The following is a 14,450-nucleotide window of genomic DNA, read 5'->3' on the forward strand; positions in this document are numbered from 1 at the left end:
CGCCCGGCTTCGCCACCTCGGAGACGCTCCTGCTCACCCGCGACGCAGTAACGACCGGAGCGACCGCGTCCTGACGCCGCACTCCCCGCTGTACTCGCAGGAGTCGCACTTCGAGCGCTGTCGGGTCCGCGCCGGCGGTCCGTCCATCGACGCGACGGTCCGGAGCGCGCGCCTGAACGCGCCCGTCCGCCGCGCGGTCAGTTCCAGTTCCCGAATCACGCCGTGTGCGGCGTACTCGACGTACGTTCGCTCGACCGACGCCTGTCGGTCCCACTCCAGCGCTCGCGCGAGCGCCACCGCCCGGACGGTGTGTGGCTCCCAGACGCCCTCGTCCGGTGGTTCCCCGGCGACGACCAGCGACGGGGCGAGCGGGTCGTCGAGCACCTTGTGTGCGATGCCGCGAACGCGCCGCCCTTCGACCAGCAGGTCTCTGTCGACCGGGTCACACAACGCCTCGAACGCCGTCGGACCGACGCGCGCCCGCGACTGCCCGAGGTTCGAGCGGTACTCGACCGGCGACACCGCGATCGGTTCTTCAGTGAGGTCCGTCGCCTGGTCGAGCAGTTCTCGATAGCGAAACGGGAGTTCGTGGCGCTCGTCGCGCTCGGGGTACGGCGAGTCGTCGCGCTTCCGGTAGTAGAGCTTCCGCGGACAGTACGCGGCCAGCGCGAGGTCCGAGACGGCGTGCATGGCCCGCGCTGGTCGCGTGCTGGTACTTGAACTCGGGGCTGGAGGGGTGGGTTGCGGTGGCGGATTGCGGTAGCTGTAGCGGTTGCTGTGGGACGTTGAGTTGTACCGCGAGCGAGTGAGCGAAGCGAAGGAGCGAGCGGGCCAAGGAGCCCCCGAAGGGGGCGACGCCGGTTTTTCGTCCAGGTTTTGCCAGCGAGCCAGCGACGACCGCCGAGCGACAGCGAGGCGTGTCGTCGCCCAGCGAGCGCAGCAAAACGTGGTGGTTCTAGAAGGAGACGTCCGTCTCCATCCCGTCGGTCGCCTCGTCGAGGCCGTCGTCTTTCACGTCCTCGGTGTGGTCCTGGAGGTCGGCGTCGGTGAGCAGTTCGGCGAACTCGTCGGCGAACCGGTCGTTGACGCTCCGCTTGCGGTTCTGGGTGTCGACGACCGCGCCGTACGTCCGGAGGGTCGACTCGGAGACGTCGAGTTCGTCGGCCGTCTCGGCGGCCGTGCGTTCGTGGTCGTCGTTGCGGAGTTCGCGGAGGCGGGCGAACTCGAAGGGGGCGTCGGTCTCGCGGTCCCGCAGGAGGTGCAGGTCGTGGCGGGCCGTGACGACCGCGCTCTGCTCGATGTCGAGAGCGTCGGCGATGGTCTCGTCGTCCGCGCCGTCGTAGTAGCCCTGGACGACGCACCGGAGTTCGTCGGTCGAGAGGTCGCTCTCGAACTCGAACTGCTCGCGCATCCGTGCGACGATGTCGTCGAGTCGCTCGACGGTCCGTTCCTCGTCCTCGGTGAGCGAGCCGCGCCCATCCTCCTGGCGCTCGGTGACCGTGTCCCCGTCGGTCACGTCGATGAAGATGTCGCGCAGCTCTTCGGTCTTCTCGTCCATCAGTGGCTAAAACGGAACGAGATACTCGTATTTGAATCTACCCCCAAAACAGTTGGAACTGTCGCCAGAGTCTCTTCAGGACCACTCTCACGGCCCTGTATGTGACGATTTCCCGTGCCAGCGACGCGCCGTCGTCAACCGAAGCCTACTCCACGGTTGACGACGAGGCCCGACCATGAGTACACAGGAGCAGAACGTCGAACTGGTCGGCGAGGCGGTGGCGTCGAACCTCGTGCGGATGGCGATGTTCGCCGCGCTGACCGGGGCGTTCGCGTACGTCTCGTTCCAGAACCCCATCTCGCCCGTACCGGTCACGCTGCAGGTGCTGGGCGTGTTCCTCGCGGGCGTGTTCCTCGGTCCGCTCTGGGGCGGGGCGTCGATGCTCGTCTACGTCGCCACCGGGGCGATGGGGGCACCGATATTCGCAGGTGGGAGCGCGGGCCTCGGAGTGCTTCTCGGCCCGTACGGCGGCTACCTCTGGTCGTACCCGTTCGCCGCCGCGGCGCTGGGCCTGGTGGTCCACGGCGTCGACGGCCTGAACACGCCGAAGGAGGTGGGCCTCGCACGCCTCGTCGCCGGGATGGTCGCCGCGACTGCCATCATCTACGCGTTCGGGACGGTGGGCTACGCGTTCGTCAACGGCGTCGGTCTCTACGAGGCGTTCCTCGTCGCCGCGGCGGCGTTCGTCCCGGTCGAGGCGCTGAAGATGGCCGCCGCGGTCGGTATCGTCCGGAGCGACGCCATCGCCGCCGAATGATCCGGACGCGGGACCTCGTCTTCTCCTACGGCGAGGTCCGCGCGCTCGACGGCGTCTCCCTCAGCGTCGACGACGGCGAGTTCCTCGTCCTCGCGGGGGCGAACGGGTCCGGGAAGACGACGCTCGTCCGGCAGTTCAACGGCCTCGCGACGCCCGACTCGGGGTCGGTGACCGTCGACGGCGTCTCGGTGGCGGACGACCCGGTCCGCGCGCGGACTCGCGTGGGGATGGTGTTCCAGCACCCGCGGGACTGCTTCGTCGCGGCGACGGTCGCCGCGGACGTGGCGTTCGGCCCCGAGAACCTCGGTCTGGACCACGAGACGGTCGACCGGCGCGTCGAGGAGTCGCTGGCGGCCGTCCGCATGGCTGGCCGTGGCGACGAGCGCCTCGACGCGCTCTCGGGCGGTGAGCAGGCCCGCGTCGCCATCGCGGGGGCGCTGGCGATGGACCCGGACCACCTCGTCCTCGACGAACCGTTCGCGGGGCTCGACTGGCCCGCCCGCGAGGCCGTCCTCGACCGACTGGCGGCGCTCGCCGACGACGGGATGAGCGTCGTCGTCGTCACGCACGACCTGCGGGACGTGGCGACGCTCGCCGACCGGCTGGTCGTGATGGCCGACGGCCGGGTCGCACTCGACGGGCCGCCAGCGGCCGTCGTCGACCGGGCGGCCGAGTTCGACGTCCGACCGGTTCCCGTGAGCGGGAACGCGGAGCATCGCACGCCGTGACCCTCGCGTACACTCCCGGAGCGACGCTCGCCCACCGCCTCGACCCGCGGACGAAACTCGCGTTCCAGGCGGCGTTCGCGCTCGCCGCGTTCGCCCACACGACGCCGCTCGGCCTCGTCCTCCTGACGGGCTTGACGGTGGCCGTCGGCGTGACGGCTGCCCTCTCGCCGCGCGAGACTGCGCGGGAGTTCCGGGTGGTGCTCCCGTTCCTGTTGCTCGGCCCGGTCGTCGAGGGGGCGACGCTCGGTGCCCCGTGGTTCGTCCCGGCGGACGCGGTGGGGCCGGCGCTCGCCAGCTACCGGGTCGTCCTCGTCCTCGTCGTGAGCGCGGCGTACGTTCGGACGACGCCGGTCCGGGAGTCGCGGGCGGCCGTCGAGTGGGTCGTCCCCGGGAAGCCCGGCCGCGCGCTCGGACTGGGCGTGGGGCTCACGTTCCGGTACGTCGCGGTGTTCCGGAACGACCTCCGGCGGGCACGGGAGGCGATGCGGGCGCGACTCGGCGACCGCCTCCCGGTCCGAGAGCGGATACGACTCGTCGCCGTGGCGGGACTCGGGCGGGCGTTCGACCGGTCGGACCGCCTCGCGGTGGCGATGCGGGCGCGGTGTCTCTCGTGGAACCCGACGCTCCCCCGGTTGCGGTTCGGGCGGCGCGACGGGCCGGTGTTCGCGCTCTCGGGAGTACTCCTCGCGTGGGCCGTCGTGCCCCTCGCGTGACCAGTCGCGAGAAAAAACGCGAAACGGCGGACGTTCCGTTGATAAGACTTAACCATGCGTCGCGTGGCTGGTAAACCATGACAAACTTCGGGCAGACGGGACCGGAGGTGCTCCAGACGCGGCCGACGTTCTGGCGCATCGGTCCGGTCGGCGAGGTGCTGTTCTACGCAGCCGCCGTCCTCACCGTCGTCTGGTTCCTCTGGGGTGTCTACAGTCGGTTCGCGCGCTACGGGGCTGGCGAACCGGACCACGCGGCACGGCTCGACGACCTGCCGGGGCGCATCGCCCGCGCCGCCAAGCAGGTGTTCACCAACGAGAAGCAGTTCAACCGCGACTTCGTCGGCGGGGTGATGCACGCGTTCATCATGTGGGGGTTCCTGACGCTGCTCATCGGGACGACCATCCTCGCCATCGACATGGACATCTGGACGAAGGCGCTCGGGCAGGAGTCGTTCTTCCAGGGCGCGTTCTACCTCTCGTACTCGCTCGTGATGGACGCGATGGGCCTGCTGTTCGTCGTCGGGGTGGGTATCGCACTCTACCGCCGGTACGGCCTGCGGATGGACCGCCTCTGGGACCGTCACAACGACCACTGGGACGCCTTCCTCGTCTGGTCGCTGTTCCTGCTCGGCGTCGGCGGCTACGTCGTCGAGGGCCTGCGTATCCTCGGGACGGGCTTCCCCGAGCACGAGACGGTGTCGTTCGTCGGCTGGTTCCTCGCCCGCGTCTTCCAGATGGGAGGGATGAGCGAGAGCATGGCGACGTTCCTCTACCCGTTCAGCTGGTGGTCCCACGCGCTGCTCGCGTTCGGGTTCATCGTCGCCGTGCCGATGGGCAAGCCGTTCCACATGATATCGAGCTTCGCCAACGTCGTCACGAACGACGACAAGGCGGGCAAGCGCCTGCCGAGCATCCCGACGGACCTCGACCACACCAACGCCGAGGACATCGACGACTTCTCCTGGAAGGACATCCTCGACCAGGACGCCTGCACGAAGTGCGGTCGCTGTTCCTCGGTCTGTCCCGCGAAGGCCTCGGACCGGCCGCTCGACCCGCGGAACGTCATCCTCGACCTGAAGAGCTACCGCGAGAAGCTCGACGCCGGGGAGACCGAGCAGAAACCCATCGTCGCCGACGGCGGGGACTCGGTCATCGACGCCGAGACGATGGAGTCCTGCATGGCCTGCATGGCCTGCATGGACGCCTGCCCGGTCGACATCGAGCATCTCACCTCGTTCACGCGGATGAACCGCCAGCTGACCGACGAGGGCGAACTCCAGCCCAGCATGCAGGACGTGTTCCAGAACGTGATGCAGAAGGACAACACGTTCGGCGACCCGAACCGCAAGCGCGCCGACTGGACCGAGGACCTCGACTTCGAGGTCACGGACGCCCGCGAGGAACCCGTCGACTACCTCTGGTACGTCGGCGACTACCCGAGCTTCGACGACCGGAACAAGAAGGTCGCCCGCTCGCTGGCGACCATCTTCGAGGCGAGCGACGTCTCCGTGGGCATCCTCTACGACGACGAGGTGTACGACGGCAACGACGTCCGCCGTGTCGGCGAGGAGTTCCTCTTCCTCGAACAGGCCGGCACGCTCGTCGACTCGTTCGAGGCCTGCGAGTTCGACACGCTCGTCTGCACCGACCCGCACTCGTACAACACGTTCAAGAACGAGTACCCGGAGATCGACTTCGACGAGTTCGCCGACGACCCGATGATGGAGTTCGACGTCGAGGGGTTCTGGAACCGTCGCGGCGAGGTCGAGGTGCTCCACTACACCCAGGCCGTCCAGCGCCTCGTCGACGCCGGGAGCATCCCGCTGTCGGGCACGGAACTCGACTACACCGTCACCTACCACGACCCGTGTCACCTCGGGCGGTACAACGACGAGTACGAGGCCCCGCGTGACCTCGTGCGGGCGACCGGCTGTGACCTCCACGAGATGCCGCGCAACCGCGCCAACTCCTTCTGCTGTGGCGGCGGTGGCGGCGGCCTCTGGATGGAGTACGACGAGGATCCGAAACCGAGCGAGGAGCGCCTCCGCGAGGCGCTGGAGGACACCGACGCGGGCGCGAGCGTCGAGAAGTTCGTCGTCGCCTGCCCGATGTGCATGACGATGTACGAGGACGGCCGCAAGACCGGCGACTACGAGGACGACATCGAGATCGTCGGTCTCTCGGAACTGCTCGCCGAGGCCATCGAGGCCCGCGGCGTCACCGTCGGCGACTCCTCGACTGAGGCTGGCGAGTCTGCGCCCGCAGACGACTGACGGGCCTCGTCCTCCTCGTCAGGTGTTCTCGCTCACTGCTCTCACTGCTCAGGCCCGCTGCTGCTCTGCCTTCCGCATCGCTCGTTTCGCCGCGCGGCGCTTCCCGCGACGACCCAGGAAGAGGCCGACGAGCAGACCGAGCGCCAGCCACTTCGCGTGGTCTCGCCCCTCGTCGTAGCGAATCCAGCGCGTCTCGCTGTCGGTCACCTCGAGGACGCCGACGGGGGACGCGCGGACGGCACCGCCGCCGCCCCAGCCCTCGCCGCCCTGGAACTCCTCGTCCGCGTCGCCCATCCCCTCGTTCGACCCGGCGCCGCCGCCGAACCCGAACGCGACGCGGGCGACCGGAATCACCGTCTTCTCGCCGACGGTGACCGGGTCGCCGTACACCGACTCGACGGCCGCCGCGTCGCTCAGTCGCTCGACGAAGTTCCGCCCGCCGCCGAAGAACCCCTCGCTCCCCTCGCTCTCACTCATACTCTGAAACACCGCCAGTTGTAGTCTCGCTGTCGAGATAACCCTGTCGCGCGTCGGGTTCGGCGACTCTCGGAAGGCGGTGACGGCCGGGCGAACGCGGTCGGTGTGGGCGACACCGACAACGGCTTTCACCGCCCGCCCCGACGGCGAGATATGGACTTCACGCAGCGACCCCGTCGGCTCCGGACCGACGGACTCCGACCGCTGGTCAGCGAGACGTCGCTCGCGCCGTCGGACTTCATCGCGCCCGTGTTCGTCGACGCGACGACGGACGACCGCGTCCCCATCGAGTCGATGCCGGGCCACGACCGCGTCCCCGTCGACGAGGCCGTCGGCCGCGTCGAGGAGGTGCTGGAGACGGGCGTCGAGGCGGTGATGCTGTTCGGCATCCCCGAGTCGAAGGACGAGGTCGGGTCACGCGCGTACGCGGAGGACGGCGTCGTCCAGCGGGCGATGCGCGACGTGACGAGCGAGACGGACGCGTACGTCGTCGGCGACGTCTGCCTCTGCGAGTACACGAGCCACGGCCACTGTGGCGTCGTCGAGGACCACGCGGCCGAGGACCCGACGCTCACCGTGAAGAACGACGAGACGCTCGACCTGCTCGCGCGCACGGCCGTCTCGCAGGCCGACGCGGGAGCCGACATGGTCGCGCCCTCCAGCATGACCGACGGGATGGTCGGCGCGATTCGGGAGGCACTCGACGCCGCGGGCCACGACGACGTGGCTATCATGAGCTACGCAGCGAAGTACGAGTCGGCGTTCTACGGCCCGTTCCGCGACGCGGCCGACGGCGCGCCCGCGTTCGGCGACCGGCGACACTACCAGATGGACCCCGCGAACGCCCGCGAGGCGATGCGCGAGGTCCGCCTCGACGTCGAACAGGGCGCGGACGTGCTGATGGTGAAACCGGCGCTGCCCTACCTCGACGTCGTCAGCGACGTCCGCCGGGAGTTCGACCACCCCGTCGCGGCGTACAACGTCTCCGGGGAGTACGCGATGCTCCACGCGGCGGCCGAGAAGGGCTGGCTGGACCTCGACGCGGCCGCCCGCGAGTCGCTGCTCTCCATCAAGCGCGCCGGTGCCGACCTCATCCTGACGTACTTCGCAGAAAGCGTTGCCGCAACGCTTTCTGCGGACAGTCGGACGTAGTCCGACGCTTTTGCCGAGAGCGTAACGGCATCGCTCTCGGCAACCAGCCAGACGTAGTCTGGCGACTTCGCGGAGAGCGTCGCGTCGTCGCTCTCGACGGACAGCCGGACGTAGTTCGGCGACGAGACGGGAGCGCCGGCGTTCCCGACGTGCGGAGTCGCACTCGGGGGTGCCGGCACCGAGACGGTTCGGCGAACGTCCACTCCTCACTCCCCCGTCGACCGGGTGGCCGCCTCCCGATTCCACCGACGCTAGCTTCGATTCGCCACTGGCTGTCGGCAAAAAAATAGACGTTCCCCCCGCGCACACCCCCGGAAGCCGACCGATTGGCAACATTTACACTGGACGGCTGTCGGGAAACCCTCCCGACGAACGTCTCGTTCTCCGACGAAGTACAACCTTATATTCGTAATGTTGTTGGCTATATTGGACGCTCGGCGCTCGTATCGACGATAAACTGGCGAATATCAAGCAAGGTTTTATCTAATGCCATTCCATGCCATTCGGCCGTGACTCAGATGACAAACGCAAGCGAATTCGCGTGGAACGTGGACGATAGTGTACTGGAACGCGGGGGTGCGCTGTGACGCTCCTGCTCCCCCTCCAGGGCGACGTGACGCAGGTGGCCGACGCGGTCAGCGCGGTGTGGGTGCTGACGGTGTCGTTCCTCATCTTCTTCATGCAGCCGGGGTTCGCGCTGCTGGAGGCCGGACAGGTGCGGGCGAAGAACGCCGGCAACGTCGTGATGAAGAACATGACCGACTGGTCGATGGGCGTCATCGTGTTCTTCCTCGCCGGCGCGGGGATATCGACCATCGCCGCGGCGCTGACCGCCTCCGGCACGTCGCTGGACATCGCCGGGGCGTTCGCGTACATCGACGAGCCGAGCGGGTGGGTCAGCTGGCTGTTCGGTGCGGTGTTCGCCATGACCGCGGCCACCATCGTCTCGGGGGCCGTCGCGGAGCGGATGAAGTTCTCCGCCTACGTCGTCTACGCCGTCGCCATGACGGCGGTCATCTACCCCGTCATCGCGGGCTTCGCGTGGGGCGGCGGTCTGCTGTCGGCCGACGGCTTCCTCGGGGCGGCCATCGGGGTCGGCTACAAGGACTTCGCGGGGGCGACGGTCGTCCACGCTCTGGGTGGCATCGCCGGGCTGACCGCGGCGTACGTCGTCGGCCCACGTCGCGGCCGGTACGACAGTAAGGGGAAGGCCCAGCCGATTCCGGGCCACAGCGTGCTGTTCGCCGTCATCGGGACGCTCATCCTCGCGTTCGGCTGGTACGGCTTCAACGTCGGGACGCAGGGCGTCCTCTCCGACGGGCAGTTCATGGGCGAGGCGCTCGGCCGCGTCGCCCTCAACACGACGCTCGCGATGGGGGCCGGGATGCTGGCCTCCTCGCTCGTCAGCTACTACATCGAGGGGAAACCGGACCCGCTGTTCGCCGCGAACGGCCTGCTCGCCGGTCTCGTCGCCATCACCGGGGCGTGCGCCCACGTCACCTGGTGGGGCGGCATCCTCATCGGTCTCATCGGCGGCGCGCAGACCCCGCTGGTCTACCGCTGGGTGGTCGACAACCTGAAGATCGACGACGTCTGTGGCGTCTTCGCGGTCCACGGCAGCGCGGGGTTCATCGGCACGATGCTCATCCCGTTCTTCGACGTGGCGGGCTTCTCGACGGCGCAGCTCGTGATGCAGGTCGCGGGCTCGGTCGTCATCGCCGGCTGGACGGTGCTGACGACGCTCGTCGTCATGTACGCCCTGAAGTACACCATCGGCGTGCGCGTCTCCGACGAGGAGGAGGAACTGGGCCTGGACCTCGGCGAGCACGGTCTCGCGACCTACCCCGAGTTCACGGCCGACTCCGGCTCGTCGCCCATCACCGACGGCGGCGACGTCCGTACGGATGGCGGCGACGTGCGCACCGACGGAGGTGAGGACGAATGAGCGCCGCGAACGAGGGCGAGGTGAAACTCGTCGTGGCGTACATCCGGCCCGACAAACTCAGCGCGGTCAAGCAGGCGCTGGTGGACGTCGGCGCGCCGTCCATCTCGGTGACGAACGTCTCCGGTCGCGGCTCGCAGCCGGCCCGCAAGGGCCAGTACCGCGGCGAGGAGTACATCGTCGACCTGCACCAGAAGGTGAAGGTGGAGTGCTTCGTCGCCGAGGTTCCGGCCGACGAGGTGGCGGAGGCCATCGTCGAGGCGGCGAAGACGGGCGATCCCGGTGACGGGAAGGTGTTCGTCATGCCCGTCGAGAGCGCCCACCAGATCCGCACCGGGACGACGGGTGTCGACGCCGTCTGACCGTGTCCGGTTCGCTCGGCGACTCGTCGACCGACGAGGGTGAGGACATCCGGGGGCTCGACCTCGTCGCTCCCGACGACCTGCGCGAGCGACTCGCCGCGGCCGAGCTCTCGGGTGCGGTCGTCGGCTACGCCCCTCGCATCGACTACGACGAACTCGGGATGCGGACCGTCATCACCCGCGTCCTCGCCCGCGAGTCGTGCGTCGAGGACGTCGCCATGGACCTCCGCGGCCGGAACGTCTCCGACGTGTACGTCGTCACGGGCGAGTACAACATCGTCGCAATCGGACGGTTCGTCGGGGAGGGCGCGTTCGACGCGTTCCTCTCCCGACTGGCGACCGACGACCGCGTGCTGAGCGTGACCGCGACCGTCACGCTCGACACCGTCTGCGAGTACGACACGGTCGGATTCCTGGAGGAGTGACGGGCACGCTCGGGTGCCCGAACGGCACGCGCGCACCCCCGAAAACTGGGTGTTCGGCAACTCTTGCGCTGACCGTTCGTCGGGTTTTCGCCGGACATACGACGAAAAATCTGGGGATAGTACGACCTTATATTCGTAATGTTGTGGGCTATTCTGGACGAACGCCGCCGAGAGCGGGGAATTTTTTGTGTTCCTTGAGCACACGCTTATGTGGGTGGATTCCATGCGGATGTGACGTGATGCGGATTACAAACGCACCAAAATCACGCTGGATTGTTGGGGGAACGGAACTTCGGAACGGGGGTGACAGATGAGCGTCGCGATGCAGGCGGACGTCGCGGCCATCGCCGACAGTATCAACGCGGTGTGGGTGCTGACGGTCACCTTCCTCATCTTCTTCATGCACGCCGGGTTCGCCATGCTGGAGGCGGGGCAGGTCCGCTCGAAGAACGTCGCCAACCAGCTGACGAAGAACATGCTGACGTGGAGCGTCGGCGTGACGGTGTTCTTCCTCGTCGGACAGGGCGTCGGGAACGTCGTCGGCGGGAACGCCGCCCCGTTCGGCTACGTCAACGACCCGAACGCGTGGGTCGGCTGGCTGTTCGGTGCGGTGTTCGCCATGACGGCCGCCACCATCGTCTCCGGGGCGGTGGCGGGCCGGGCGAAACTGCGCGCGTACGTCACCTACACCATCGTCCTGGCGGCGGTCATCTACCCGGTCGTCCTCGGGTTCACGTGGGCCGGGTCGGGTCTGCTCTCCGCCGACGGCTTCCTCGGCACGACGTTCGGGGCCGGCTTCGGCGACTTCGCGGGCGGCATGATCGTCCACGGGATGGGCGGCATCGCCGGCCTGACCGCGGCGTGGATCCTCGGCCCGCGGCTCAACCGGTTCAACGAGGACGGGTCGGTCAACGTCATCCCCGGCCACTCCATCACGTTCGCGGTGCTGGGGACGCTGCTGCTCTGCTTCGGCTGGTACGGCTTCAACGTCGGCACGCAGGCGACCATCCTCGACCCGGAGACGGGCGAGTTCATGGGCGCGGCGCTCGGCCGCGTCGCGCTGACGACGACGCTCGGGATGGCCGCCGGGGCCATCGGCGCGAGCGCGTTCTCGCTGTACAAGACCGGCAAGGTCGACACGCTGTACGTCGCCAACGGGATGCTCGCGGGTCTCGTCGGCATCACGTCGAACACCAACGCCATCGTCTGGTGGGCCGCACCCATCATCGGCTTCCTCGCGGGTGCGCAGCTCCCGCTCGTGTTCGGCTTCGTCGAGAAGCGCCTGCACATCGACGACGTCTGTGCGGTGTTCCCGGTCCACGGGAGCGCGGGCGTCCTCGGGGCGCTCCTCCTGCCGTTCTTCACGGTCGGTGAGGCCGGCGGCTGGGTCATCAGCACCGACCTCATCCTCCCGCAGGTCGTCGGCGTGCTGGTCATCGCCGGGTGGACGATTCTCGCCACGGCGGCCGTGTTCGGCGCGCTCAAGGCCGTCGGGCAAGCGCGGGTCACGCGCGAACACGAACTCGAAGGGCTCGACATCGCCGAACACGGCGTGGAGACGTACCCCGAGTTCGGCATCGGCGAGGAACCCGTCAGCACCAGCGTCCGCACCGACGGCGGCGTGGTCCGCTCGGACGGTGGCGCACCCAACCGGGGAGGCATCAAGATGGTCGTCGCGTACATCCGGCCCGACCGGCTGAGTGCGGTCAAGCAGTCGCTGGTCGAGGCCGGAGCGCCCTCCATCACGGTGACGAACGTCTCCGGCCGTGGCTCGCAGCCTGCGAAGAAGGGCCAGTGGCGCGGCGAGGAGTACGTCGTCGACCTGCACCAGAAGGTGAAGATAGAGTGCGTCGTCGCCGAGATTCCCGCCGAGGACGTCGCCACCGCCATCCGCGATGCGGCGATGACCGGCGAGAAGGGCGACGGGAAGGTGTTCGTCATGCCCGTCGAGCAGGCGCTCCAGATTCGCACCGGGACGTCCGGCGTCGACGCGGTCTGAGCACACTCACACTCCCAGCACGTCCCCGCCTGCTTCTCCTCCCGTCTCGTCGCTGCCTTCCGACTGTATCCTCGCGGGCGAACAGTTATGTTCGATTGGTAGTCACGTAGCCATGAATGAGGGAACGGCAGATGTGGAAGCGGTTGGCTGCTCTCCAGAACCAGGTCCCTCGGGTGACCGACGACCCGCCGAGACCGACCGACAGCGTCGACTGGCGGGCAGTGATGCTCGGTGTCCTCGTGGCACTGACCTTCGGTTGTCTCGCGTTCACGAACGTCCTCGGCGAGGGGGTCGTCCCCCTCGCTCTCCTCGCCCCAGGCGTCGTCGTCGGCCTGTTCGTCCGGAAGGGCCGGGCGGTCCTCGACGACGCGGCCGTCGCGGGGTTCGGCACCATCTTCGGCCTCACGGTCGCGAACATCGCCCTCGGGTCGACGGCGCTCCCCTGGGTCCTCGTCGACCCGCAGAGCGTCGTCGGGGCGTTCGCGGCGCTCCTGTTCGCGGCGCTCGCGGGCGTGCCGGTGCTCGTCCTCGGCACCGTCGCCGTCGCGGGTGTCGTCGCGTACGCCCGTCGGCAGTTCCTCGCCGGGGTCCGCGCCGGTCGCTCGTGACGACCTCTCGCCTCTCTGTCTCGCTCTGGTCCCGGGATGTCGTCACTCAGTAACCTCCTTACCACGTCCGGGAGAACCGCCCCTATGGCTCGCAATCGCGAGAACTCTCGCGCGCTGTACGACCGGGCGCTCTCGGTCATGCCCGCCGGCGTCAACTCCTCGGTCCGGGCGACCCAGCCGTACCCGACGTTCGTCCGGTCGGGCGACGGCGCGCACGTCATCGACCACGACGGCAACCGCTACCTCGACTACGTGATGGGCTACGGGCCGCTCCTGCTCGGCCACGACATGCCCGAGTCGGTCGCCGCGGCGGTCCAGCGCGCCGCCAGCGAGGGGCCGATGTACGGCGCACCCACCGAGGTCGAGGTCGACCTCGCGGAGTTCGTCGTCCGGCACGTCCCGAGCGTGGAGATGATCCGCTTCGTCAACTCGGGGACCGAGGCGACCGTCTCGGCCGTCCGCCTCGCCCGCGGCCACACCGGCCGGAACAAGATCGTCGTCATGCAGGGCGGCTACCACGGTGCCCAGGAGTCGACGCTCGTCGAGGGCGACGCCGAGCACCCGCGCCCGTCGACCAGCGGCATCCCCCAGTCGTTCGCCGAGCACACGCTCCCCGTCCCGTTCAACGACGAGGAGGCGCTCCGCGAGGTGTTCGAGCGCCACGGCGACGACATCGCCTGCGTGCTGACCGAACCCATCCTCGGCAACTCGGGCATCGTGATGCCCGAGGAGGGCTATCACGAGGCCATCCGGGAGACCTGCGACGAGTACGGCGCGCTGTACGTCCTCGACGAGGTCATCACGGGGTTCCGCGTCGGCGGCCTGGGCTGCGCCCAGGGGAAGTTCGGCGTCACGCCCGACGTCACGACGTTCGGCAAGATCGTCGGCGGTGGGTTCCCGGTCGGCGCTATCGGCGGGAGAAGCGAGATCATCGAGCAGTTCTCGCCGTCGGGCGACGTCTTCCAGTCGGGGACGTTCTCGGGCCACCCCGTCACGATGGCGGCGGGCCTCGCCACGCTGGAGTTCTGCGCCGAGAACGACGTCTACGACCACGTGAACGCGCTCGGCGAGCGGTTGCGCGAGGGACTGACCGACATCGTCGCCGACCGCGCGCCCGAGTACACCGTCGTCGGGACGGACTCGATGTTCAAGGTCGTCTTCGGCCGGGCGAACACCGGCCCGCAGAGCGACTGCTGTTCGGCCGGGTGTCGGCAGGACCCGACGTGCGAGCGCTCCCCCGACTGCCCGAAGACGGGGGCCGACGTGGCCGACGGCGAGACGCAGCGCTGGGACCGGCTGTTCCGGCCGTTCATGGAGGAGCAGGGCATCCTGCTTCCCGCGAACCAGATGGAGAGCCAGTTCGTCAGCTACGCCCACACCGAAGCCGACATCGAGGAGACGCTGGAGGCCTACGAGGCGTTCTTCTCGTAGCGCCGTGGTGTAGGGGGCCGCGACG

Annotated in this window: 14 protein-coding genes; 11 read left to right on the forward strand and 3 right to left on the reverse strand. The window is 68.7% G+C overall.

What is annotated here, in order from left to right:
• Positions 1-33: 33 nt before the first annotated feature.
• Complete coding sequence (locus tag MX571_RS05635) at positions 34-690, reverse strand: CRISPR-associated protein Cas4 (protein ID WP_247414609.1); 657 nt, start codon at positions 688-690, stop codon at positions 34-36.
• Between the two features lie 265 nt (positions 691-955).
• Complete coding sequence (locus MX571_RS05640; protein WP_247414610.1) at positions 956-1,558, reverse strand: hypothetical protein; 603 nt, start codon at positions 1,556-1,558, stop codon at positions 956-958.
• Between the two features lie 175 nt (positions 1,559-1,733).
• Here MX571_RS05640 and MX571_RS05645 point away from each other — a divergent pair, with 175 nt between their 5' ends.
• The 4 genes from MX571_RS05645 to MX571_RS05660 all read left to right on the forward strand — a co-directional run bounded on the left by MX571_RS05645 (position 1,734) and on the right by MX571_RS05660 (position 6,029).
• Entirely contained in the window at positions 1,734-2,315 is a 582-nt protein-coding gene (locus MX571_RS05645) for a biotin transporter BioY (RefSeq protein WP_247414611.1), read from the forward strand.
• Positions 2,312-3,043, forward strand: coding sequence for an energy-coupling factor ABC transporter ATP-binding protein (locus MX571_RS05650; protein ID WP_247414612.1), 732 nt, complete (start codon positions 2,312-2,314; stop codon positions 3,041-3,043). Before MX571_RS05645 ends, MX571_RS05650 begins: the two co-directional genes overlap by 4 nt.
• Complete coding sequence (locus MX571_RS05655) at positions 3,040-3,756, forward strand: energy-coupling factor transporter transmembrane component T family protein (RefSeq protein ID WP_247414613.1); 717 nt, start codon at positions 3,040-3,042, stop codon at positions 3,754-3,756. Before MX571_RS05650 ends, MX571_RS05655 begins: the two co-directional genes overlap by 4 nt.
• 77 nt (positions 3,757-3,833) lie before the next feature.
• Positions 3,834-6,029, forward strand: coding sequence for a heterodisulfide reductase-related iron-sulfur binding cluster (locus MX571_RS05660; RefSeq protein WP_247414614.1), 2,196 nt, complete (start codon positions 3,834-3,836; stop codon positions 6,027-6,029).
• 48 nt (positions 6,030-6,077) lie between these two features.
• Here MX571_RS05660 and MX571_RS05665 read toward each other — a convergent pair whose 3' ends face one another.
• Complete coding sequence (locus tag MX571_RS05665) at positions 6,078-6,506, reverse strand: spore germination protein GerW family protein (protein ID WP_247414615.1); 429 nt, start codon at positions 6,504-6,506, stop codon at positions 6,078-6,080.
• A 153-nt stretch (positions 6,507-6,659) separates the two neighbouring features.
• Here MX571_RS05665 and hemB point away from each other — a divergent pair, with 153 nt between their 5' ends.
• The 7 genes from hemB (at position 6,660) to hemL (ending at position 14,425) form a co-directional block, all read left to right on the forward strand.
• On the forward strand, positions 6,660-7,658 hold the full coding sequence (gene hemB / locus MX571_RS05670; RefSeq protein ID WP_247414616.1) for a porphobilinogen synthase: 999 nt from the start codon (positions 6,660-6,662) through the stop codon (positions 7,656-7,658).
• A 583-nt stretch (positions 7,659-8,241) separates the two neighbouring features.
• The gene (locus MX571_RS05675) at positions 8,242-9,603 is read left to right on the forward strand and encodes an ammonium transporter (protein WP_247414617.1); all 1,362 of its coding nucleotides are present in this window, start codon (positions 8,242-8,244) and stop codon (positions 9,601-9,603) included.
• Entirely contained in the window at positions 9,600-9,962 is a 363-nt protein-coding gene (locus MX571_RS05680) for a P-II family nitrogen regulator (RefSeq protein WP_247414618.1), read from the forward strand. Before MX571_RS05675 ends, MX571_RS05680 begins: the two co-directional genes overlap by 4 nt.
• A 2-nt stretch (positions 9,963-9,964) precedes the next feature.
• On the forward strand, positions 9,965-10,387 hold the full coding sequence (locus MX571_RS05685; RefSeq protein WP_247414619.1) for an Lrp/AsnC family transcriptional regulator: 423 nt from the start codon (positions 9,965-9,967) through the stop codon (positions 10,385-10,387).
• A 310-nt stretch (positions 10,388-10,697) separates the two neighbouring features.
• A complete protein-coding gene (locus tag MX571_RS05690) occupies positions 10,698-12,386 on the forward strand; it encodes an ammonium transporter (protein ID WP_247414620.1) in 1,689 nt (562 codons plus the stop codon).
• Between the two features lie 116 nt (positions 12,387-12,502).
• A complete protein-coding gene (locus MX571_RS05695) occupies positions 12,503-12,994 on the forward strand; it encodes a hypothetical protein (RefSeq protein ID WP_247414621.1) in 492 nt (163 codons plus the stop codon).
• An 84-nt stretch (positions 12,995-13,078) separates the two neighbouring features.
• Positions 13,079-14,425, forward strand: coding sequence for a glutamate-1-semialdehyde 2,1-aminomutase (gene hemL, locus MX571_RS05700; protein WP_247414622.1), 1,347 nt, complete (start codon positions 13,079-13,081; stop codon positions 14,423-14,425).
• The last annotated feature ends 25 nt before the right edge of the window (positions 14,426-14,450 follow it).

Source organism: Halomarina salina (assembly GCF_023074835.1).
Lineage (GTDB): Archaea > Halobacteriota > Halobacteria > Halobacteriales > Haloarculaceae > Halomarina > Halomarina salina.

Excerpts from the sequence above, each read along its gene's own strand:
- MX571_RS05645 (WP_247414611.1), top strand. The coding sequence starts at position 1,734 with ATGAGTACACAGGAGCAGAACGTCGAACTGGTCGGCGAGGCGGTGGCG.
- MX571_RS05640 (WP_247414610.1), bottom strand. The coding sequence starts at position 1,558 with ATGGACGAGAAGACCGAAGAGCTGCGCGACATCTTCATCGACGTGACC.
- hemL (WP_247414622.1), top strand. The coding sequence starts at position 13,079 with ATGGCTCGCAATCGCGAGAACTCTCGCGCGCTGTACGACCGGGCGCTC.
- MX571_RS05680 (WP_247414618.1), top strand. The coding sequence starts at position 9,600 with ATGAGCGCCGCGAACGAGGGCGAGGTGAAACTCGTCGTGGCGTACATC.
- MX571_RS05695 (WP_247414621.1), top strand. The coding sequence starts at position 12,503 with ATGAGGGAACGGCAGATGTGGAAGCGGTTGGCTGCTCTCCAGAACCAG.
- hemB (WP_247414616.1), top strand. The coding sequence starts at position 6,660 with ATGGACTTCACGCAGCGACCCCGTCGGCTCCGGACCGACGGACTCCGA.
- MX571_RS05635 (WP_247414609.1), bottom strand. The coding sequence starts at position 690 with ATGCACGCCGTCTCGGACCTCGCGCTGGCCGCGTACTGTCCGCGGAAG.
- MX571_RS05660 (WP_247414614.1), top strand. The coding sequence starts at position 3,834 with ATGACAAACTTCGGGCAGACGGGACCGGAGGTGCTCCAGACGCGGCCG.
- MX571_RS05690 (WP_247414620.1), top strand. The coding sequence starts at position 10,698 with ATGAGCGTCGCGATGCAGGCGGACGTCGCGGCCATCGCCGACAGTATC.
- MX571_RS05650 (WP_247414612.1), top strand. The coding sequence starts at position 2,312 with ATGATCCGGACGCGGGACCTCGTCTTCTCCTACGGCGAGGTCCGCGCG.
- MX571_RS05665 (WP_247414615.1), bottom strand. The coding sequence starts at position 6,506 with ATGAGTGAGAGCGAGGGGAGCGAGGGGTTCTTCGGCGGCGGGCGGAAC.